This window comes from Gordonia desulfuricans NBRC 100010, assembly GCF_001485495.1.
Lineage (GTDB): Bacteria > Actinomycetota > Actinomycetes > Mycobacteriales > Mycobacteriaceae > Gordonia > Gordonia desulfuricans.
Window position 1 is genome coordinate 1 of record NZ_BCNF01000137.1, and the last position, 20,462, is coordinate 20,462.

20 protein-coding genes and 1 riboswitch are annotated in these 20,462 nt (G+C 69.0%); of the genes, 8 read left to right on the forward strand and 12 right to left on the reverse strand.

The window, feature by feature from the left end; all coding sequences use genetic code 11:
- Positions 1-190: 190 nt before the first annotated feature.
- Genes tilS through dacB form a run of 3 tightly spaced genes read right to left on the reverse strand, consistent with a single transcriptional unit; the run spans position 191 to position 3,683 of the window.
- Entirely contained in the window at positions 191-1,144 is a 954-nt protein-coding gene (tilS, locus tag GD1_RS20185; RefSeq protein WP_059039317.1) for a tRNA lysidine(34) synthetase TilS, read from the reverse strand.
- Entirely contained in the window at positions 1,123-2,235 is a 1,113-nt protein-coding gene (locus GD1_RS20190) for an Rv3626c family coenzyme F420 biosynthesis-associated protein (RefSeq protein ID WP_373855344.1), read from the reverse strand. Before GD1_RS20190 ends, tilS begins: the two co-directional genes overlap by 22 nt.
- Positions 2,226-3,683, reverse strand: coding sequence for a D-alanyl-D-alanine carboxypeptidase/D-alanyl-D-alanine endopeptidase (dacB, locus tag GD1_RS20195; RefSeq protein ID WP_059039318.1), 1,458 nt, complete (start codon positions 3,681-3,683; stop codon positions 2,226-2,228). The genes GD1_RS20190 and dacB overlap by 10 nt, the downstream gene beginning before the upstream one ends.
- 82 nt (positions 3,684-3,765) lie before the next feature.
- On the opposite strand from dacB, the gene GD1_RS20200 reads away from it, so the two are divergent.
- Positions 3,766-4,248, forward strand: coding sequence for an inorganic diphosphatase (locus GD1_RS20200; protein WP_053776078.1), 483 nt, complete (start codon positions 3,766-3,768; stop codon positions 4,246-4,248).
- Between the two features lie 81 nt (positions 4,249-4,329).
- Here GD1_RS20200 and GD1_RS20205 read toward each other — a convergent pair whose 3' ends face one another.
- Both GD1_RS20205 and GD1_RS20210 read right to left on the reverse strand, forming a co-directional pair.
- Positions 4,330-6,039 carry an MDR family MFS transporter gene (locus GD1_RS20205; RefSeq protein WP_053776079.1) on the reverse strand — a complete coding sequence of 570 codons (1,710 nt, stop codon included), beginning with the start codon at positions 6,037-6,039 and terminating at the stop codon, positions 4,330-4,332.
- Entirely contained in the window at positions 6,036-6,542 is a 507-nt protein-coding gene (locus GD1_RS20210; RefSeq protein WP_020790539.1) for a MarR family winged helix-turn-helix transcriptional regulator, read from the reverse strand. Before GD1_RS20210 ends, GD1_RS20205 begins: the two co-directional genes overlap by 4 nt.
- Positions 6,543-6,730: 188 nt before the next feature.
- Here GD1_RS20210 and alc point away from each other — a divergent pair, with 188 nt between their 5' ends.
- Entirely contained in the window at positions 6,731-7,714 is a 984-nt protein-coding gene (gene alc, locus GD1_RS20215; protein ID WP_217997899.1) for an allantoicase, read from the forward strand.
- Between the two features lie 131 nt (positions 7,715-7,845).
- Here alc and GD1_RS20220 read toward each other — a convergent pair whose 3' ends face one another.
- Positions 7,846-8,289: a hypothetical protein gene (locus GD1_RS20220; RefSeq protein ID WP_053776081.1), complete on the reverse strand. Its 444-nt coding sequence runs from the start codon at positions 8,287-8,289 to the stop codon at positions 7,846-7,848.
- The gene (locus GD1_RS20225) at positions 8,286-9,701 is read right to left on the reverse strand and encodes an aminotransferase class V-fold PLP-dependent enzyme (protein ID WP_083534521.1); all 1,416 of its coding nucleotides are present in this window, start codon (positions 9,699-9,701) and stop codon (positions 8,286-8,288) included. Before GD1_RS20225 ends, GD1_RS20220 begins: the two co-directional genes overlap by 4 nt.
- A gap of 18 nt (positions 9,702-9,719) precedes the next feature.
- Positions 9,720-9,833: riboswitch (SAM riboswitch) on the reverse strand.
- Between the two features lie 91 nt (positions 9,834-9,924).
- Between GD1_RS20225 and GD1_RS20230 the strand changes: the two genes are divergently transcribed.
- Complete coding sequence (locus GD1_RS20230) at positions 9,925-11,031, forward strand: isochorismate synthase (protein ID WP_083534523.1); 1,107 nt, start codon at positions 9,925-9,927, stop codon at positions 11,029-11,031.
- A 22-nt stretch (positions 11,032-11,053) separates the two neighbouring features.
- Here GD1_RS20230 and GD1_RS20235 read toward each other — a convergent pair whose 3' ends face one another.
- From GD1_RS20235 to GD1_RS20245, 3 genes are read right to left on the reverse strand one after another with little or no spacing between them, the layout of a single operon-like run.
- Positions 11,054-12,259 carry an O-succinylhomoserine sulfhydrylase gene (locus GD1_RS20235; protein WP_244882918.1) on the reverse strand — a complete coding sequence of 402 codons (1,206 nt, stop codon included), beginning with the start codon at positions 12,257-12,259 and terminating at the stop codon, positions 11,054-11,056.
- Positions 12,256-12,669 (reverse strand): rhodanese-like domain-containing protein, encoded by a 414-nt coding sequence (locus tag GD1_RS20240; RefSeq protein WP_053776084.1) that lies wholly within the window; start codon positions 12,667-12,669, stop codon positions 12,256-12,258. The genes GD1_RS20235 and GD1_RS20240 overlap by 4 nt, the downstream gene beginning before the upstream one ends.
- Positions 12,666-13,169, reverse strand: a complete 504-nt coding sequence (locus GD1_RS20245) for an Rv0361 family membrane protein (protein WP_053776085.1) — start codon at positions 13,167-13,169, stop codon at positions 12,666-12,668. The genes GD1_RS20240 and GD1_RS20245 overlap by 4 nt, the downstream gene beginning before the upstream one ends.
- Positions 13,170-13,349: 180 nt before the next feature.
- Here GD1_RS20245 and GD1_RS20250 point away from each other — a divergent pair, with 180 nt between their 5' ends.
- Together GD1_RS20250 and GD1_RS20255 are read left to right on the forward strand one after the other, a co-directional pair.
- On the forward strand, positions 13,350-14,345 hold the full coding sequence (locus tag GD1_RS20250) for an ABC transporter substrate-binding protein (RefSeq protein WP_059039326.1): 996 nt from the start codon (positions 13,350-13,352) through the stop codon (positions 14,343-14,345).
- Positions 14,346-14,463: 118 nt separating this feature from the next.
- A complete protein-coding gene (locus GD1_RS20255) occupies positions 14,464-15,855 on the forward strand; it encodes an FAD-dependent oxidoreductase (RefSeq protein WP_059039322.1) in 1,392 nt (463 codons plus the stop codon).
- A gap of 84 nt (positions 15,856-15,939) precedes the next feature.
- Here GD1_RS20255 and GD1_RS20260 read toward each other — a convergent pair whose 3' ends face one another.
- Positions 15,940-16,452: a hypothetical protein gene (locus GD1_RS20260; RefSeq protein ID WP_053776087.1), complete on the reverse strand. Its 513-nt coding sequence runs from the start codon at positions 16,450-16,452 to the stop codon at positions 15,940-15,942.
- A 201-nt stretch (positions 16,453-16,653) separates the two neighbouring features.
- Between GD1_RS20260 and GD1_RS20265 the strand changes: the two genes are divergently transcribed.
- The 3 genes from GD1_RS20265 to GD1_RS20275 are packed head-to-tail and all read left to right on the forward strand — an operon-like array spanning position 16,654 to position 19,564.
- Entirely contained in the window at positions 16,654-17,688 is a 1,035-nt protein-coding gene (locus GD1_RS20265) for a FecCD family ABC transporter permease (protein WP_059039323.1), read from the forward strand.
- Positions 17,685-18,758, forward strand: a complete 1,074-nt coding sequence (locus GD1_RS20270; RefSeq protein ID WP_053776089.1) for a FecCD family ABC transporter permease — start codon at positions 17,685-17,687, stop codon at positions 18,756-18,758. Before GD1_RS20265 ends, GD1_RS20270 begins: the two co-directional genes overlap by 4 nt.
- Positions 18,755-19,564 carry an ABC transporter ATP-binding protein gene (locus GD1_RS20275; protein ID WP_020794386.1) on the forward strand — a complete coding sequence of 270 codons (810 nt, stop codon included), beginning with the start codon at positions 18,755-18,757 and terminating at the stop codon, positions 19,562-19,564. The genes GD1_RS20270 and GD1_RS20275 overlap by 4 nt, the downstream gene beginning before the upstream one ends.
- Before the next feature lie 308 nt (positions 19,565-19,872).
- Here the strand turns inward: GD1_RS20275 and GD1_RS20280 are convergent, their stop codons facing one another.
- Positions 19,873-20,352: a DUF456 domain-containing protein gene (locus GD1_RS20280; RefSeq protein WP_059039324.1), complete on the reverse strand. Its 480-nt coding sequence runs from the start codon at positions 20,350-20,352 to the stop codon at positions 19,873-19,875.
- Positions 20,353-20,462: the final 110 nt, after the last annotated feature.

The following is a 20,462-nucleotide window of genomic DNA, read 5'->3' on the forward strand; positions in this document are numbered from 1 at the left end:
GAAGAGCGCGGCGACGAGACGTGTCGAAACCTCAGACCGCCGAGTTACCAACACAACCACCCCAGAAGTGGTCACCACCCAACGTAAGCTACGGAGATTTCGACACGGGTCCTCGCGATGCTCGGTCCCGGCTCAATCACCAACAGGCACGTTCCCGAATCGATCACCGATGGTCGGTTGACAGCATCGGTCATCGCGGCAGGTCGGTGACCGCCAGGCGGTCACCGACCCTGCAGACCACCCGACGATACTGCGGCGTCCCACCGATCGCGACGTGTCCGCGGGTGCGGCCGACGGCCAGGGCGTCGACGGCGCCGATCACCCGGCTCGTCGGCCCGGTGGCCCCGACGTCGTACAGCCATCGTCGAATCACCCTGGTGCGCACGGCATCCGGTAGGTCGGCGAGCCCGCCGACACCCAGCTCCGTCGAATCCTCACCGGATCCGTCGGCACGGTATGCCTGCTCGGCCAGGTCGTCGAGGGCGTCGTTGTCGCCCTGGAGTGCCGATGCGGTGCGCGCCAACGCCTCCACCACACCACCGTGGAGCACGTCCTCGAGCAGCGGGATCACCTCCGCCCGCAGCCTGACCCGGGTGAAGCGCGGGTCGCTGTTGTGCGGATCGGTATGTGGTGCCAGACCCCAGTCGGCGCAGGCCCCGACGGTGTCGGCGCGACGCAACCCGAGCAGCGGCCTCCCCCACGGCGGCGACCACGGCCGCATTCCGGCGATCGAACGCGATCCCGAGCCACGTGCCAGGCCGAGCAGGACCGTCTCGGCCTGATCGTCCATGGTGTGCGCCAACAACACCGGCAGCCCGTCGCGCGCCAGCTCGAGTGCGGTATACCGTGCATCCCGGGCGGCGGCCTCCATCCCACCGTCGTGGCCCACCGACACCTCGAGGACCTCCGCGCGCGCCCCGAGCGCCCGGGCGGCGCGGGCGGCGGCCGTAGCGACATCGGCCGAACCGTGCTGCAGCCGATGGTCGACGACGAGTGCCCGCACCGACAGCCCGGCGTGGACCGCGGCAGCGGTGAGCGCCAACGAATCCGGACCACCGGAGAGTCCCACACAGACCTCGTCCGCGCGCAGATGGTCGGCCGCGAATGCCGCGACCGCCCGGGTCAGAGCACCCGCGCGATCCATTTCGCCGGTTCGTCGATCTCGTCGGGCAGCGGCATGGTCTCGGCGGAGGTCCAGATGGTGTTGAACCGGTCCATCCCGACCGTCGACACCACCTCGTCCACGAATGCCTTGCCCCGGATGTACTGCGCCAGCTTGGCATCCATGCCGATCAGGGCCCGGATGATGCGCTGCACCGGGTTTCGCGGTCCGGTCCGGCGCTTGTCGAAGGCCGCGCGGATGGACGCGACCGTGGGCACCTGAGCCGGTCCCACGGCGTCCATCACATGGTCGGCGTGACCCTCGAGCAGGGTGCCGAGCATGAGCATCCGGTTGAGGGCGTCGTACTGTTCGGGACTCTGCAGCAGCTGCATCGCCCCGATCACACCCTTCTCCCGGGGCTTGTCGCCGCGGAGCATGTCGGTGACCCGGCCGGCCAACTCGCCCACCGATTCCCCGGTCTCCGAGGTCAGGACGGCGATGTTGTCGAGCATGTAGTCACGCAGCCACGGATTGGCCGAGAACTGCACACGGTGGGTCACCTCGTGCAGGCACACCCACAGCCGGAAATCCGACGGCACCACCTTGAGAGAGCGTTCCACGCCGACGATGTTGGGCAGCACCAGCATCAGCACACCGGGATCGTCGGCCCCCTCGGGGCCGGCCGAGAACGGATCGTACTGGCCGAGGATCGCCGAGGAGAGGAAGGCCAGCAGCCCCGATGCCTGGAGTCCGCCGATCCGGCCGGACAGTCCGGGTGACGGGTCGGCGTCGTCGAGTGCGCCCGAGAGCATCGACCGCATCGACAGGGCCGCGGCGTCGATCCACTCGTCACGTTCGAGGACGCGCGCAGTGGGGACGGCGAGTCCGTCGGCCAGGCCGGTGACCTCGCGCACCGGACCCTCGGCGCGGACCGCCGCGTCGGCGAGCTCGGCACGGGCCGCATCACGGGTGTAGGAGGTCATCTTCGGCCCCGGCCGCGACAGCCGTTTGCCGACACCCGCGGCGAGACCCCAGTCGATCCTGGCGCCCACCAGGTCGGCATGCAGGGCCCGGGCCGGGACCGCACCGGAGGGGGAGATCTCGGTGGACGTGCTGTCTGTGCTCATCGGCATCCGCACTCTCTCAAATCACCCGGGATCGCATCGAGTGCCGGACGCGCATCGGCGGGTGAGGTTCCACCCGACATCAACGCGAAGGACAACACACGCCCGTCGACGGTCTGGACTATCCCCGTCAACGAACTGACCCCGGTCAGTGTTCCGGTCTTGGCGCGCACCCACCCCGCACCGGGGTTGGTGTCGGCGTCGAAGCGGTCGGCGAGGGTGCCGGTGCCGGCCGCGATGGGCAGGCCGTCGAGCATCGGCCGCAGCTTGTCGTCGATGTCGGCCGACGGTGCACCGGCCGCGGTGGACGTGGCACCCGACGACGTGGCCGGTTCGGTCGGCCCGCTCGCCGCGGCCATCAGCTCGTCGAGCACCGACGCCGGAACCAGGTTGCCGTAGGACAACCCCGACGAGTCGGTGAGGGTGACACCGGTGGTGCGGATACCGTTGTCCGCCAAGGTCTTCACCACGGCGTCGGCGCCGCCGGCGAGGGTTGCCGGGCCACCGCGCGCCTTCGACACCTCGATCGAGAGCGTCTCGGCGAGCACATTGTCGGAGAAGCGCATCATGTCGTTGACGCGGGTCACCAGCGGTGCGGAGGTGACCGTGGCGATGGTGCGTGCACCGGCCGGGGCGGTGGTCTCGGTGACGTCGGTGGACACGCCGAGCGCCTCGGCGAGGGCCTTCCCGGCGGCGATCCCGGGATCGTCGACGCGTGGCGAGTACTCGTCGAGCGGTCTGGTCCGCGCGCCGTCGGCCATCAGCGACTCGATCGGGGCGATGTCGCCGCCGGCGATGTCACGGCGGTCCCAGGTGGGGTCCATGGTGGGGCCGCCGAATGCGCTGAGATCGACCGCCACCGACGACACCTCGACCCCGGATCGTCGGATCTGGTCGGCGAGGTCGGCGATGCGCGCGGGCTCGGTGTAGAAGGTCTCGGCACCGGTGGGTTGCGCCGACAGCGTCGGGTCCCCGGCCCCCACGAGGATCACCCGGCCGCCGCTGCCGGCCACCACGGTGGTGCTGATCCGCTGGTCGTGCGGCAGGGCCAGCAGCGCCGCCGACGCGGTCAGGATCTTGGCGTTGGACGCGGGGGTGCGCGGGCGGTCGGCGCCCTGTGACCACAGCACCGTCCCGGTCAGCGAATCGCTGATCTGACCGGTCAGGGTGCCCAGCGCGGAATTCTTCAGGGATGCGGCGATGGCGCGGCTCACCCCGGCGGCGGTGGGCTGCGGGGCGGTGGCCGACACGGCCGCGATCTGCGGGTTCACCGCGATCAGCGCGGGCCGGTCCGGGGTACCCGGCGGCAGCGGTTCGGGCTTGGTGAACTCGCGGTAGGTGACGACCGATCCGACGGCGATCACCGAGACCAGGACCACCGTGAGCAGTGACCACACGATCCGGCGACCACGCCGCCGCGGCCGATTCGCGGGAGCGGGTCCGCGCTGTGTGCCCACACAACCTCCGGGTCTCGAACGTCGACGCAACGCCTCCCACAGTATCGTTGAGCCCGACCATTGCCACGATCAAGGAGGAAGCGTGGAATTCGATGTGACCATCGAGATCCCGAAGGGTAGTCGCAACAAGTACGAGGTCGACCACGAGACCGGGAAGATCTACCTGGACCGGTACCTCTACACCGCCTTCGGCTACCCCACCGACTACGGCTACATCGACAACACCCTCGGCGAGGACGGCGACCCGCAGGACGCGCTGGTGCTGCTCCCCGAGTCGGTCTACCCGGGTGTCATCGTCAAGTCGCGCATCGTCGCGATGTACACGATGACCGACGAGGCCGGCGGCGACGACAAGCTGCTCTGCGTCCCGGCGGGCGACGTCCGCTGGGATCACATCCAGGACCTCGGTGACGTCCCGGAGCACGAGCTCAAGGCCATCGCGCACTTCTTCGAGCACTACAAGGACCTCGAGCCCGGCAAGGAGGTCACCCCCGGTGGCTGGGTCGGCCGCGAAGAGGCCGAGAAGGTCGCACAGGCCTCGGTGGAGCGCTTCGGCTCGCACTGATCGCCCCCGGTAGGACCGACACCGCTGCCCACGACCCCTCGGAGGGGCCGTGGGCAGCGGTGTCTTCGCCGATCCGGACGGTCAGCCGGCCGGGGCACCCTCGGACACATCGATCGGACGTCCGCGGCGCAGCGGCAGTTCCTTCCAGGTGATGGTGCCGATGATCGCGAGCAGCGAGACGATCGACACGGTCAGGAACACGGTGTCCATCGAGTTGGCGAACCCGGTCATGATCGGCTGCGACAGACTGTCGGGGAGTTTCGCGATCACCGAGGTGTCACTCATCACACTGTCGGCCGAGCCACCGGTCTGACCGGGGTGCTGTGCGGCCTCCACGAGTGCCTGACCGAACGCCTTGACCTGCGGGTCGTCGGAGCGGACGGCCTCGACGACCCCGGCCGAGAAGCCCGGTTGGCCGGCCGCGGCGGTCATCTCGTCGGAGATGTTCGGTCCGGTCAGCGAGAACAGCAGCGAGAAGAACACCGCGACACCCAGGGTGGCGCCGATCTGCCGGAAAAAGGTGGCGGTACCCGTCGACAGCCCCATGTCCTTGGGCGGCAGGATGTTCTGCATGGCCAGGGTGATCGGCTGCATCAGGTTGCCCAGTCCGAAGCCGAGGAGCGCGGCGAGCACCATCACCAGCCACACCGGCGTCGACGTGGTGATCAGGTGCAGCAGGAAGGTCGCGATGGTGATCAGCACCGATCCGACGATGGTGAAGACCTTGTAGCGCCCGGTTCGCGAGATCAGCTGACCGGACACGATCGATCCGCTCATCAGGCCGACCACCATGGGCAGCATCTGTAGCCCGGCGACCATCGGACTCGACCCGCGCAGCACCTGGAAGTACTGCGGCAGCATCGAGATCCCGCCGAACATGACCGCGCCGACCACCATCGAGATGACGATGCCCTGCGCGAAGACCGGGTTGGCGAAGACGCGCAACGGGATGAGTGCGTCGTCGCCCATCTTCTTCTCGATCCAGACGAACACGGCCAGACCGATGACGCCGACGGCGTAGCAGAGCACGGCCCACCCCGACCACCAGCCCCAGATGCGTCCTTGTTCGGCGACGATCAGCAACGGTGCGACGGTGACGGCGAGGGCGGTGGCGCCCCAGTAGTCGGTGCGGGTGCCGGTGCCCTTGTGCTGGTCGTAGTTGAGCACCGCGTACACCACGAACAGCGCGATGATGCCGATCGGCACGTTCACCAGGAACACCCAGCGCCAGCCGGAGACCCACAGGATCGAGGACTGCCCGGCGAAGAAGCCGCCGAGCACGGGGCCGAGCACCGACGACGTACCGAACACGGCCAGGAAGTAGCCCTGGTACTTGGCGCGTTCGCGCGGCGGGACGATGTCACCGATGGTGGTCAGCGCCAGGGTGAACAGGCCGCCGGCACCGAGGCCCTGCAGGGCGCGGAACCCGGCGAGCATGTACATCGACGTCGCCATGGAACACAGCAGCGAGCCGACGACGAAGATCGAGATGGCGAGCAGGAAGAACGGTTTGCGCCCGTAGATGTCGGAGAGCTTGCCGTAGAGCGGGGTGACGATCGTGGAGGTCACGAGGTAGGCGGTGGTGACCCACGCCTGCATGTCGTAGCCGTGCAGGTCGTCGGCGATCGTGCGGATGGCGGTGGAGACGATGGTCTGGTCGAGGGCGGCCAGGAACATGCCGATCATCAGTCCGGCCATCACGGTGAGGATCTGCCGGTGGGTCAACCCCGCACCGGCGTGTTCGTCCTCCACGGATGCGGGCGTCGCCGCCCGCGTGGGGTTGTCGGTCATCGTGATCCTTTCGAGGCGGGCGGGGCGGTCGTCCCGGGGCTGTCGGGACGCCCGCAGTCGGGCACGAGGAAGGTCTCGGCGGCGTCGACGAAGCGGGTGAGCAGCGTGACCAGGGTTGCCAGCTCGCCGTCGGTCCAGTCACCCATGGCGCGGTCCATGGCCTCGCGCCGGATCGAACGCATGGCCTCGACACGGGCCCGTCCCGCGTCGGTGATGACCAGCAGGGTGGCACGGCCGTCGGCGGGATCGGCCTCGCGGCGCACCAGTCCGAGGTCGACGAGTGCGGCGACGTGCCGGCTCACCGTCGACGGGTCTGCGGTGAGTTCTGCGGCGAGTTCCCGCGACCGCATGGGGTTGCGGGAGAGCGGGAAGAGCGCCTTGAACGCGGCGGTCTCCACCTCGCCCTCCGAGGTCCGGAAGGTGGTGTGGACGGCCCGTTCGCGGATGCGGACGAACCGGATCAGACTGTCGAACAGCTGGTCCATGAGTTGGGGGTCGAGCATGCCGGAATCCCGTCCAGGAGTGAAATGTCCGATTTACGTGCAATGCGCCATCAGTTGCAGACAGCAATTAGTTGGCGCCAGCAAGTATGCGCCCCGATTCGACGCGGGGCAACACCCCACTAGGATCAGAACTCGTGACCCCGCAGCCGCCGCCTCCCCATTCAGGTACCCGCCCCCACTTCACTTCGATGCCTGACCTGGCGCTTCGCGATCTCGGCGGTGCGGTGGTGTGGTGCAACGACGACCTGTTCGCCGAGGCCCAGAACCTGATCAAGACCGGTCCCGCGGAGTACCGGCCGGCGACCTTCGGACACAAGGGACAGATCTACGACGGCTGGGAGACCCGCCGACGACGCAGCGACGGCGTCGACCAGGCGATCGTGCGCCTCGGCGCCCCCGGAGTGGTGTACGGCGTCGTCGTCGACACCGCCTGGTTCAAGGGCAACTACCCGCCGTTCATCTCGGTGGAGGCCGCCGCCGTCGAGGGCGTGCCGTCGGTGCAGCAGCTGCTCGACGACACCGAGTGGACCACCATCGTCGAGAAGAGCCCGGTGGACGGCGACACCCGCAACCCGTTCAAGGTCGACGCCACCAGCCGGTTCACCCACGTCCGGCTCACCATGCATCCCGACGGCGGTGTCGCCCGGTTCCGGGTGCACGGCCGCGGCGTCCCCGATCCCAGGTTCTTCCGTTACGGGCACTTCGACCTGGCCGCGCTGGAGAACGGCGGCCTGATCACCGCATGCTCCAACATGTTCTACAGCTCCCCCAACAACCTGCTGATGCCCGGCCGCGCCCGGCACATGGGTGAGGGCTGGGAGACCTCGCGCCGCCGCGACGACGGCAACGACTGGGTGCAGGTGCGCCTGGCCGGACAGGGCCGCGTGAACCTGGTGGAACTCGACACCAGCTACTTCCTGGGCAACGCCCCGGGCTCGGCCACGGTCCGCGGCCGCGACGGCGAGACCGGCGACTGGTTCGAGGTGTTGCCGCGCACCGATCTGCAGCCCGACACCCGGCATCGGTTCGTCATCGATCTCGATCGCCCGATGACCGAGGCCCGGATGGACGTGTTCCCCGACGGCGGTATGGCCCGGCTCAGGCTCTACGGCGTGCTCACCGATGACGCCGAGACCGCACTGATCGAGCAGTGGGAGCGCGGCGAGGCCTGACCGGCAACACCCGCGAGCACCGACAGAACAAGCGCGGCGAGACCAGAGGTCTTGCCGCGCTTGCTGTTCTTGTCTGTACTCGGTTCCTGTCCGGGTCCGGGCGTCCGTCCGGGCCCGAGGGCTTCGACGACTCAGGCGGCGCGAACCACCGAGGTCACCGCAGGCAGGACGAGCTGGCGGATGCGGTTCTCGGTGGCCGACCCGTCGAGCGGGACGAGCAGCACGGCGTCAGCGACCTCCGCGGCGTAGATGTCGCGGATCAGGGTGAGCAGACCGCTCGGCGTGCCCACGTAACGCACTGTGCCGCCGTCGAGTTCGTCGGGCAGCTGCGCCACCGCCGCGCGTGCCGACGCCGGATGCGGGGCGATGGCCACCTCCACTTCCAGCGCGACGCTGAAGTTGGCGGTGTCGCGGGAACCGGCACGCAGCAGCGAGCGTGCCCGCTGGGCGTCGCGCAGGGTGGGACGGCGGACGACGATCGGCAGCTGATCTGCCGGGACGTCCCCGGCCAGCGCCACCTTCAGCGGGGGGCGGCCGATGCTGAGCAGACGGTGGTCGGCGAGTTCGATGGTCATGACGTCGGTTCTCCGGTGTGGTGGTCGCTGGTGTGGTGGATGTCGGTGTGGTGGGTGCCGGCGCATCGGGTGCCCGGCCGGTGGGCGTCGGCCCGGTGCGGCACGGCGAGGCGGCCGACCGCGTCGACGAGGCGGTCGATGTCGGCGGAACCGGTGCCGAGCCCGAAGCTGGCGCGGACCGCACCGTCGGGCCTGCCGAGCCGGTTGAGCAGCGGATGCGCACAGAACTTGCCGTCGCGCACCCCGATACCGTGGTGATCGCTCAGATACTCCGCCACCGCACGCGGGGTGTGGCCGTCGACGTCGAATCCGGCGATCCCGACGCGATCGGGTGCGTCCTCGAAGATGCGCAGCGGCGTGACACCGTCGATCGCGGCGAGGCCGGCGTCGAGCCGATTCCGCAGGATGTGCTCGTGGTGACCGATGGTCTCGAAGCCGATCTCGGTGATCGCCTCGCAGGCCGCGGCGATCGCCACCGCACCCAGGACGTTCGGGGAGCCGCCCTCGTGGCGGGCGGCGCCGGTGTGCCAGGCGGTCGACGCGCAGTTGGCGTCGGGCTCGCCGACCACGGCGACGGCGGCCGAGGCACCGCCGCCGGCCAGGTAGGGGTCGGCGGCATCGAGCCAGTCGGGGCGTCCGATCAGCACCCCCGCACCGAACGGTGCGTAGAGCTTGTGGCCGGAGAACACCAGGTAGTCGATGCCGTGGCTGACGACCGACACGGGACGGTGCGCCACCAGTTGCGCCGCATCCACCAGGATGCGCGCACCCTGACGGTGGGCGATCGCGGCGAGCCGTCCGATCGGCAGGACCTCACCGGTGACATTGGACGCGGCGGTCACCGCGAGCAACGCGGCCGGGGCCGCGGCGAGTTCGCATTCCACCGCGTCGAGGGTCGCCTCGATGGTGTCGCGGGCGGTCACGATCCGGGTGGCGCCGGTCTCCCGGGAGACCCACGGCAGCAGGTTGGCGTGATGCTCGATGTCGAGGACGACGACGTCGCCGCGGACGCAGTGCGCTGCGAGGTTCAGCGCATCGGTGGTGTTGCGGGTGAACACGACGGTGTCGTCGGTGCGGCCACGGACGAAGCGCCGCACCGTCTCCCGGCACTGCTCGTACCGGCGGGTGGTGACCTGCGAGAGGTGACCGGCGCCGCGGTGCACGCTGGCGTATCCGGTGAGGGCGGTGGTGACGGCCTCGGCGACGGCGGCCAGCGCCGGGGCACTCGCAGCGTAATCGAGGTTGGCGTAAGCGATCTCGGTGCCGTCGGCGAGTGGGGCACACTCGTCGGCGCCGGCCACGGCGGCCAGCGGGGCGATCGCGGTGTCGCGCACCGGATCGCACACGGTGGTGTCGGCGACGGTGATGTCGGCGACGGTGGGAACGATTGTCTGGCTGACGACAGCAGTCATCGGTTGAACTCCTCGGAGGATCCACGCTTGCCGTGCCCGGTCGGTACACGGCCAGGTCGTCACCCGGAGCACCCCACCGCGGAGGAGGGTTGCCGACCAGCGAGCCGGGGCTTGTCGCTGGCACTCATGACCTGCACCCAGACTGGCCGATCCGCCGTCGGGGTGTCAATTTTCACCCAGCGTGAGCGAAACCCCTGCGTGCGGGCTCGGTAGGTTGGGTGAGGTGAGTCCTGACGTGTTCGTCCTGTCCCGGCCGCACGGTGTGGTCCGGGCCGCCGGTGTCGTCCGCCGCTACCCGGATGCGGCCGCCGCCGCCCGCGATCTACGCGAACGGCGGGTGGACTCGGTGGTCGGTGCACTCGCCTTCGACCCGCGCGAGCCCTCGGCCCTGATCGCCCCCACCGCGCTGTACCACACCCGCATCCCGCTGCCCGGCGCACAACCCACCGCACGACGGTTGACAGCGGTCGTCGAGATCCCCGACCCGGCAACACATCTGGCGCGAGTGCAGGCCGCCGTCGCCGCCATCGCCGACGGCGGTCTGGACAAGGTGGTGCTGGCACGGGCGCTCACCGGCAGGCTCGACGCCCCCGCCGACGTCGACGACCTGCTGGCCGCACTGGCCGGCGGCAATCACGAACACAATGCGTTCGCCGTCGACACCGGAACCGGCCGGCTGGTCGGGGCGAGCCCGGAGTTGTTGCTGCGCAAGCACGGTCGTGAGGTCACCTGCCTGCCCTACGCCGGCTCGGCGCCGCGCCACGCCGATCCCGCCGCCGATCGACGGTCCCGGGAGGCGCTGGCCGGCTCGGCCAAGGACCACCGCGAGCACGCCTTCGTCGTCGAACATCTGCGTCGGCGACTGGCCCCGATCGCCACCGACCTCGAGATCGGCGGGCGGCCGGAACTGCTGTCGACCGGCGAGATGTGGCACCTGGCCACCCCGGTGCACGCGGTGCTGACCGAATCGGATTCCACCGCACTCGATCTCGCCATGACACTGAGTCCCACCCCGGCCACCTGCGGTACGCCGGCCGACGTCGCGGCGCGGTTCATCCGGACACATGAGGAACCGCGAGGTCTGTATGCCGGTGCGGTCGGCTGGGCAGACGCCGACGGGAACGGCGAGTGGATGGTCACCATCCGCTGCCTCGAACTCGACCGCACCGGGACCGGGGTGCGCATGTGGGCGGGCGGCGGGATCGTCGCCGGCTCCGACCCGCAGGCCGAGCTGACCGAGACCACCGCGAAGCTGCAGACGGTGCTCAACGCACTCGGGGTCACCCTCGACGACCTTCCGGCCGCCGGGATGACCCCGGGTCAGAGCTGAATATCGATCGGGTCCGGGCGGTTCAGCCCAGGGCCTGATCGAGGTCGGTCAGGAGATCGTCGATCCCCTCCAGACCCACCGACAGGCGCAGCGCGGAGTCGCTCAGGCCGATCGCCGCACGCCCTTCCGGTCCCATCGCACGGTGGGTGGTGGTGGCCGGGTGGGTGACCAGCGACTTCGAGTCGCCCAGGTTGTTGGAGATGTCGATCACCCGCAACCGGTTGAGCACCTCGAAGGCCCGCTCCTTGCCACCGACGCCGTCGTGGTCGTTGAGCTCGAAGGTCACCACGGTGCCGCCGCCGGTCATCTGCTCGACCGCCAGCTCGTACTGCGGATGCGACTTCAGGAACGGGTACTTCACCCAGCGGACGCGCGGGTCGTCCTCGAGGAACTGCGCGATGCGCAGCGCCGAGGCCACCGACGCATCCACCCGCAGGCGCATGGTCTCGAGCCCCTTGAGCAGGGTCCACGCGTTGAACGGGCTCAGCGCCGGGCCGGTGTGCCGCATCAGGGTCTGCACCGGGCCGTCGATGTACTCGGTGGTGCCGAGCACCGCACCGCCCATGACCCGGCCCTGGCCGTCCATGTGCTTGGCGCCGGAATAGACCACCACGTCGGCCCCGAGGTCCAGGCCGCGCTGCAGCAGCGGGGTGGCGAAGACGTTGTCCAGCACCACCTTCGCGCCTGCGGCGTGCGCCAGCTCGGACACCTTGGCGACGTCGACGAGGGTCTGCATCGGATTGGACGGGGTCTCGAAGAACACCGCGTCGGCCGGCGTCGAGAGGGCCTGCTCCCACTGGGTGAGGTCCTCGCCGTCGACGAAGTCGGTGTGCACACCCCACCGCGGCAGGATCTCGTTGGCCACCACGAAACACGAGCCGAACAGGCTGCGCGCGGCGACGAGCCGGTCACCGGCCTTGAGCAGCGCACCGAGTGCCACGAAGACCGCCGACATGCCGCTCGCGGTGGCGAAGCACGCCTCGGCGCCCTCGAGCAGACGCAGTCGCTCCTGGAACATCTCGACGGTCGGATTCCCGTAGCGGGAGTAGACGAATCGCTCGTCCTCACCGGTGAAGGCACGCTCGGCGGCCTCGGCCGAGTCGTAGACGTAGCCGCTGTTGAGGAACAGTGCCTCGGAGGTCTCGAAGAAACCCGACCGCGTCAGACCGCCGCGCACGGCGAGGGTGTCGGCGGACACGCCCTCGGGAAGGTTCTGCCGGTAGATCACGACTGCCTCCACGGAAGGTCGAGGGCCCGCCAGCCCGCTCCGCCACGGTGGTCGAACTCGTCGAGCTGTCCTTCGAATCCGTCGACGATGTTGTACGCCTTGGCGATTCCGTCGGCGGTGGCTGCCTCGGCCGCGCCGATCGAGCGGTGCCCGGACCGGCAGATGAAGATCACCTCGTCGTCGTCGGCGATCCCTGCGTCACGCAGCTCGGCGACGAACGACTCGTTGGCACGACCCTCGGGGAATGTCACCCATTCGATGAAAAGTGTTTGCTTGCCCAGGATCTCGAGATCCGGGACGCCGACGTAGGCCCACTCCGGTCGGGTGCGACAGTCCACCAGCTTGGCCTTGGGATCGTTCTCCAGCTTTTCCCATGCCTGTTGCGGGGTCAGATCTCCGGCATATGTCATGCCTTGCACACCTTCCAGTTGCCGTCCTCGCGCACGACCACCGTGTCGACGGTGTGCGTCTGGTCGGACTTCTTGTCGAATTGCCAATGTACCTTCGCCGTCGCCCGGTCGCCGTCGACGGAGACGTCGGTGATCTCGGGGATGATCACCCGGCCGTTGGCCTCCAACGACGCCTGGTTCTCGGTGGTGAAGGTCTGTTCCGACGGGAATCCCGTCGAGGCCAGTTCCGCGGCGCAGGTCGACTCCCGGTAGGCGGCGTAGTCGACGTTGTTGCGTGCGGTGTACTGATCGTTGATCGCGTACTGCACCTTCGCCGCGTCACTCGCCCGTTCCTCCGCGGGTCGGAACAGATACGAGAGCCCGATCCCGAGCGCCGCCAGGGCGACGACGACCAGCGCGACCAGGAATGGCCAGGCATTGCGCCACGAGGGCGGTGGTGCGTCGTCGGGTTGGGGGTCGGTGGGCTCCGGCGCCGAACTCCTGCGCGCACCTTTGGCCATGGCGATCAGTCTATCGACGCATGTCGCAGCAGTTGTCGCCGCCCTCGATCCGCCCCATCGGAACCGTCCGGTGCGTAAGGTGACCCTCTCACCAAATGGCCTGGGAGGGAGATCATGTTCACCAGTCGAGACCACCGCCGTCGCCGCGCCCATCTGTCGGGCATCACCCGCCGACACGGGATGGTCGCCACGCTCGCGCTGGCCACCGCCCTCGTCGTGGGTGCCTGCAGTTCTCCCGCCGAGGACAACGGCGGCGCCACCGCGCCCGCCCCGGAGGCCGGGGCGATCCCGGTCACCATCGAGCACCAGTACGGGTCGACCACCATCGACGAACCGGTCACCCGGGTCGCGGCGATGGGCGTGGGCGATGCCGACACCCTCCTCGCCCTGGGCGTGCAGCCGACCACCATCGCACCGTTCGCCGACCCCACCCAGCGGGTCACACCGTGGAATGCCGAGCTGCTCGGCGACAACCAGCCGGTGATCCTGCCGAACGTCTCCGCGGAGTTCGGCGCGATGATCCCCAAGACCCTCGCCACCGACCCCCAGCTGATCACCGCGGTCGGTGCCGCCCCCGATCGCGCCCAGTACGACAAGCTGACCGCGGCGGTCCCGACCATCGTTCGTCCCGCGAACTATCCCGACTGGCAGGTGCCGTGGGACGTCCAGGCCACCGAGATCGGCAAGGCCGTCGGACAGCCCAAGGCGGTCGCCGACAAGATCGCCCAGGTCAAGGCGCAGCTCGCGTCGATCCGCACCGATCACCCCGAGTTCGCGGGCAAGACGGCGGTGGCGGTGACCCGGTCGGCCGACGGCTCGATCTCGGTGTACGGCGCCGGCGACGGCCGCGGACAGACCCTGATCGACTACGGCCTCGCCTTCCCCGAGTCCCTGAAATCGACCATCACCAGCGGTTTCTACGGAACTCTGTCACCGGAAAACGTGTCCATGCTCGACGCCGCCGACATCGTCGTCGCCATCGACTGGCAGGGCTCCAACGCCAAACTGCAGTCCGACGCGGCGTGGAACCGGCAGCCGTTCGTGACCGGTAAACGAGTCGTGTACCTCGACCAGCAGGTCGGTTCGGCGATGTCGGTTCCCACCGTTCTGACCATTCCCTGGGTCGCCTCGCAGGCTGTCGAGCCGATCGCCACGGCAGCCACAGAAGTAAGGTGACCCTTAACCGGGATTTTGGCTCTGGGCGCGCAGCGCCTACCGTAGAAGGGATAAGCGTCGACGCACCGCCGTGCACCGCGGGCGTCGGAGACATCGAGAACCGAGGTACCGACACCTTATGACAGATCAGAGCCGTCCGTTGCGCGTTGCCATCGTCGGTGCGGGTCCCGCCGGGATCTACGCCGCCGACGCGTTGATGAAGTCCGATACCGCCAAGGATCGGGGCGTCAGCATCGATCTCTACGAGCGGATGCCCGCGCCGTTCGGCCTCATCCGCTACGGCGTCGCACCCGACCACCCGCGGATCAAGGGCATCATCACCGCCCTGCACAAGGTCCTCGACAAGCCGCAGGTCCGCCTGCTCGGCAACATCGACTACGGCACCGACATCACCCTCGCCGAGCTCAAGTCGCTCTACGACGCGGTGATCTTCTCCACCGGCGCCACCGACGACCGCGCCCTCACCATCCCCGGCGTCGACCTCGAACGCAGCTACGGTGCCGGCCAGTTCGTCGCCTGGTACGACGGCCACCCCGACTTCTCGCGCACCTGGCCGCTGGAAGAGGAGAAGGTCGCCGTGATCGGCGTCGGCAACGTCGCCCTCGACGTCGCCCGCGTTCTGGCCAAGACCGGCGACGAGCTGCTCCCCACCGAGATCCCCGACAACGTCTACCAGGGACTCAAGGCCAACAAGGCCATCGAGGTCCACGTCTTCGGCCGTCGCGGTCCCGCCCAGGCCAAGTTCACCCCGCTCGAACTCAAGGAGCTCGACCACTCCCCCAACATCGAGGTCGTGGTCAACCCCGAGGACATCGAGTACGACGAGGGCTCGGCCGTGGCCCGCCGCTCCTCGAAGATCACCGACCAGGTCGCCACGATCATCGAGAACTACGCGATCCGCGAACCCAAGCAGGGCGCCATCCACAAGCTGTTCCTGCACTTCTTCGAGAACCCCACCGAGATCCTCGGCGAGGACGGCAAGGTCGTCGGGCTGCGTACCGAGCGCACCGAGCTCGACGGCACCGGCAACGTCAAGCCCACCGGCAAGACCACCGACTGGGACGTCACCGCCGTCTACCGCGCCGTCGGCTACCTCTCCGACAACCTGCCGGAGATCCCGTTCGACAACCAGGCCGGCGTCATCCCCAACGAGGCCGGACGTGTCTTCGACGAGGGCGCCCACATCACCGGCCTCTACACCACCGGTTGGGTCAAGCGCGGCCCCGTCGGCCTCATCGGCCACACCAAGGGCGACGCCAACGAGACCGTCGAGTGCATCATCGAGGACATGACCAACGGTGCCCTCAACGTCCCGGCCGACCCGTCCGAGGACGCCGTGATCGCACTGCTCGAGTCCAAGAGCGTCCCGTTCACCACCTGGGACGGCTGGTACCGCCTCGACGAGCACGAGCGCTCCCTCGGCGCCGCCCAGGGCCGCGAACGCGTGAAGGTCGTCGAGCGTGAGGACATGCTCGCCGCGTCCGAGCCGGACAAGGCGCAGAAGGCCTGACGGGCCTCACACCCAGAAACGCCACGAGGGGCGACCGGAACTCCGGTCGCCCCTCGTCGCTTTCGTGAGAGGGAAAGCGCTCGGTCAGCCGGCGAAGTCGGCTGCCGCCTGCTGTGCCTGTGCCTGGGTGGTGTTGCCGCCACCGTTGTTCGGGGCCGCGACACCGCTCGGGGAGAAGATGTTGTCGATCTGACGCAGGTTCCACCAGAAGCCGGCGTTGTCGATCAGGTTGTCGGCGTTGCTGGAGATGGTGTAGCCGGAGATCGACGACGGGAAGCAGCCGCGCCACACGGTCTTGATGGTCACCGAATCGCCCTTCTTCAGGGTCCGGACGAACTTCTTCTCGCCGTTGAACTCCTGCAGGGTGACATTGGGGAAGTCCGCACCCTGGGCGGTGACCTTGATGTAGCGGGTCATGTTCCAGATGCCGTCGGTCCAGGGCTGGCCGGGGGTGAACCCGAACTTGCAGAACACATCGCCGGTCAGGACCAGGTTGGGGGTCGCGGCCTGGGCCGGTGCGGTGGCGACGAACGATCCACCGGCGATTCCGGCGGCGGCGGCCACGGCGGCGACCGCACGCTTCATCGACTTCTTCATGTCACTCCTTCTTGCGTCGGACGGACCCGAAGATCTCGAGTCCACAGCGCCCGAGGGGGCACCGATGGTTACGTGAAGGTTTATCGCAGTCTCACAGGGTCCTGTTACCGATGATTCAGAAAAGTTGCCGTCCGGCGACTACTTCGTCATCCGTAACAAACAAACCGGACATGGCGCCGACGTGAGGTAAGGTTTCCCTTCGTGCGACGTGCGGCGGGGTTGATCCTGATCCTCGGGGTGCTGGTCGCGGGCACGATCGCCTCGGTTCTGATCGGCACGCGGGAGCTACCCTTCGATGCCACCTGGAATGCGTTCACCTCCGGGTGTGCCGAGATCTGGCGTGCCGTGTTCGACCTGCGCGCCCCCCAGATCGACAAGTCCACCGACACCGCCGGGATCGTCTGGGATCTACGCGTCCCCCGCACGGTGCTCGGCCTGATCGTCGGCGCGGCGATCGGTGCGGCCGGCGCGATCACCCAGGGCCACACCCGCAACCCGATCGCCGACCCCGGCATCCTCGGCGTCAACGCCGGCGCCGCCTGCGCGGTGGTCACCGGCGTCTACGTCTTCGGCATCTCGGCACCGCTGGCCTACATGGGTTTCGGCATGATCGGTGCGGTGATCGCCGCGGCCGCGGTGTTCGGGGTCTCGGCACTCACCGGCACCGGACCGATCACGCTGGTCCTCGCCGGTACCGGGTTGTCGGCGCTGCTCATCGCCATCACATCGGCGATCGTGCTCACCGACACCGCATCCCTGGACACCTGGCGGTTCTGGAGTGTCGGGTCGACGTCGGGGCGCGGCATCGAGATCTTCTGGGCCGCCCTTCCGTTCGTCGTCGTCGGACTGGTGCTGGCGGTGGCCAGCGGCTTCTTCCTCAACATCCTGAGCCTCGGCGACGACATGACCAAGGCGCTCGGGTCCCGGGTGCTGCTGATCCGGGCGATCGGCATCCTCGCGATCACCCTGCTGGTGGGTGCCGCGACCGCCGCATGCGGACCGATCGTGTTCCTCGGGCTCGTGGTACCCCACATAGCGCGGGCGATCACCGGCCCCGACTACCGGTTGATCGTCCCGTTCTCCGCCCTGATCGGTGCGGCATTGCTGCTGGTCTGCGACATCCTCGGCCGGGTCATCGCCCGGCCGGGTGAGATCCAGGTCGGTGTGATGCTGGCATTCGTCGGCGCCCCGTTCCTGATCGCCATGGTCCGACGAACGAAGTTGACGAGCGTATGAGCATCCTCGACAGCCCCTCCCGGATCGTCCGTGTCGGCCCGACCGCCTGGGTCCTGCGTCCCCGCATGGTGCTCAGCGTGACCGTGGCGTTCGTCATCGCCTTCGTGCTGTTCCTGCTGAGCATCACGATCAGCGACTACCCGGTCACGCCCGCCGACGTGATACGCATCCTGCTCGGTGGCGGCACCCGGATCGAGAACGTCGTGATCCTCGACGACGCCGTCCCCCGGGCACTGGTGTCGGTACTGGTCGGCTTCGCGCTCGGGTTGTCGGGGTCGCTGACCCAGCTGATCGCCCGCAACCCCCTGGCCACCCCGGACATGCTCGGGATCACCGCCGGGGCCGGCATGGCCGCGGTCGCGGCCATCGCCTTCGGCTCCACCTGGGGCGCATGGCTGGCCGACCTGGGTGTGCCCACCGCCGCCCTGATCGGCGGGCTCGGGGTGGCCGCGGTGATGTACATCCTGGCCTGGCCGGGACGCAAGGCCAACAGTGCGATCAATCCGACCCGGCTGGTGCTGATCGGTGTCGGCATGACCTGGATCCTGCAGTCGGTGACGGCGTACTGGCTGACCCGCGCCGACATCCGGGACGTCGGGCGCGCGCAGGTGTGGCTGGTGGGTTCGGTGTCCAACACGTCGTGGGCGTCGGTGTGGCCGGTCGCCCTCGCCGTGGTCGTCGCCGTCGTCGGGGTGGGTGTGCTCGCCCGGCAGATCGATGCGATGACCCTCGGCAACGACCTGGCCCGTGGGCTGGGGGTGCGCACCATGGCGGTGTCGACGGCGGTGCTGCTGATCGCCGTGGTGGTGGCCGCACTCGCGGTGTCGGCGGCCGGCCCGATCGCCTTCGTCGCACTGCTCGCCCCGCAGATCGCGATGCGCCTGACCGGTAGCGCCGTGCCCACCCCGGTCGCGTCGGGTGCGATCGGCGCGATCCTCGTCGTCGGCGGCGACATCCTGGCCCGCACCGTCCTGCCCGATGGCCTGCCGGTGGGTATCGTGACCGCTGCCATCGGCGGCCCGTTCCTGATCTACCTGATGGTCTCGATCTCCCGAAAGGCCACCGTATGAGCAGACTCTCGGCCCGCGATCTCGTCGTCGGCTACGACGAGCGGATCATCATCGACGGACTCGACGTCGATGTGCCCGACGCCGCGGTCACCACGATCATCGGCCCCAACGGCTGTGGCAAGTCCACGCTGTTGCGGTGTCTGGCGCGGCTGCTCCCGCCGAAGTCGGGGACGGTCCTGCTCGACGGCTCCGACATCACCACCCTGCGACCCAAGTCGGTGGCCCAGACCCTCGGCATCCTGCCGCAGAACCCGGTGGCCCCCGAGGGTCTGACGGTCCGCGATCTGGTCGGGCGCGGTCGGCACCCGTACCAGAAGTGGTATCGGCAGGCGTCGTCGGAGGACGAGGAGGCCGTCGACGAGGCGCTCGAGCTGACCGCGACCGCCGCGCTCGCCGACCGCACCCTCGATGCGCTGTCGGGTGGTCAGCGCCAGCGGGTGTGGATCGCCCTGGCACTGGCGCAGGGCACCGATCTGCTGTTGCTCGACGAGCCGACCACCTACCTGGACCTGACGCACTCACTCGAGGTGCTCGACCTGGTGCACTCGTTGAAGGTCGATCACGGCAAGACCATCGTGATGGTCCTCCACGACCTGAATCTGGCCGTCCGCTACAGCGATTCGCTGTTCGTGATGCGCGACGGCCAGTTGGTGGAGCAGGGGCCCCCGGAGTCGGTGATCAGCGTCGAACTGCTCGATCAGGCCTTCGGTCTGCGGGCCGAGATCATCACCGACCCCGTCTTCGGTGGTCCGATGATCGTGCCGATCGGGACGCACAGCGCCCGCAAGGTGCCCATGTCCGAGTGAGTTCGGCGGCCGCTGTCGGTCGCCGACCCACGATGGTCTCGAGTCGAGCCCCCGCCCCCCCACGATGGTCGAGCCGGGACCGAGCATCGCGAGGACCCGAGTCGAGACCTCCGGCGGCCACCACACGAACGCAACCCCACCGACGCCGACAACCCACGCTCACAACACGATCGCGCCACCGCCCACCCACAAACCCACCAGCCCCCCACGATGGTCGAGCCGGGACCGAGCCGCCAGGCGAGGACCCGTGTCGAGACCTCCGCCGCCCACCACCCGAACGCAACCCCACCGACGCCGACAACCCACGCTCACAACGCGATCGCGCCACCGAGCCAGATGCCTGCGGCGAGCAACCCGCCGAACAGTTCGATCCCGATCGTGTAGGCGGCCGCCCGGGACGCCGACACCGTCCCCCGCCAGGCCTGCGTCGTGGAGCGGGTGCGGACGAGCTCGGCGAGCATCGCACCGACGATGAAGCCGAGGAACAGTCCCACCACCGGGATCACGAAGAAGCCGACGATCCCGACGACCGCACCGACGACGACGGTGCGGTTGGGGATTCCGTCAGACCGCAGGACCCGGCCTGCGACAAGATATTTGACGGTCTCGGTGATCGCGATCAGAGCCACCGCGACACCGAGTACGGCCCATGCCCATCCGCCGACGATCGCCGCCCAGACCAGGATCGCCACGACGACCAGCAGCGTCCCCGGGATCACCGGGATGACGATGCCGAGCAGCCCGATCAGGATGACGACGCCGACGATGATGTCGCCGTAGAGCGGCATCGACGCGCCGTTCAGTCGACGACGGCGCGTGACGGGTCGGTGGTCGACTCGTCGGGCGCGGGTGTGGGTGCTGCCGGCGGGGCGACGGGCGGACGACCGGCGGCCTGATG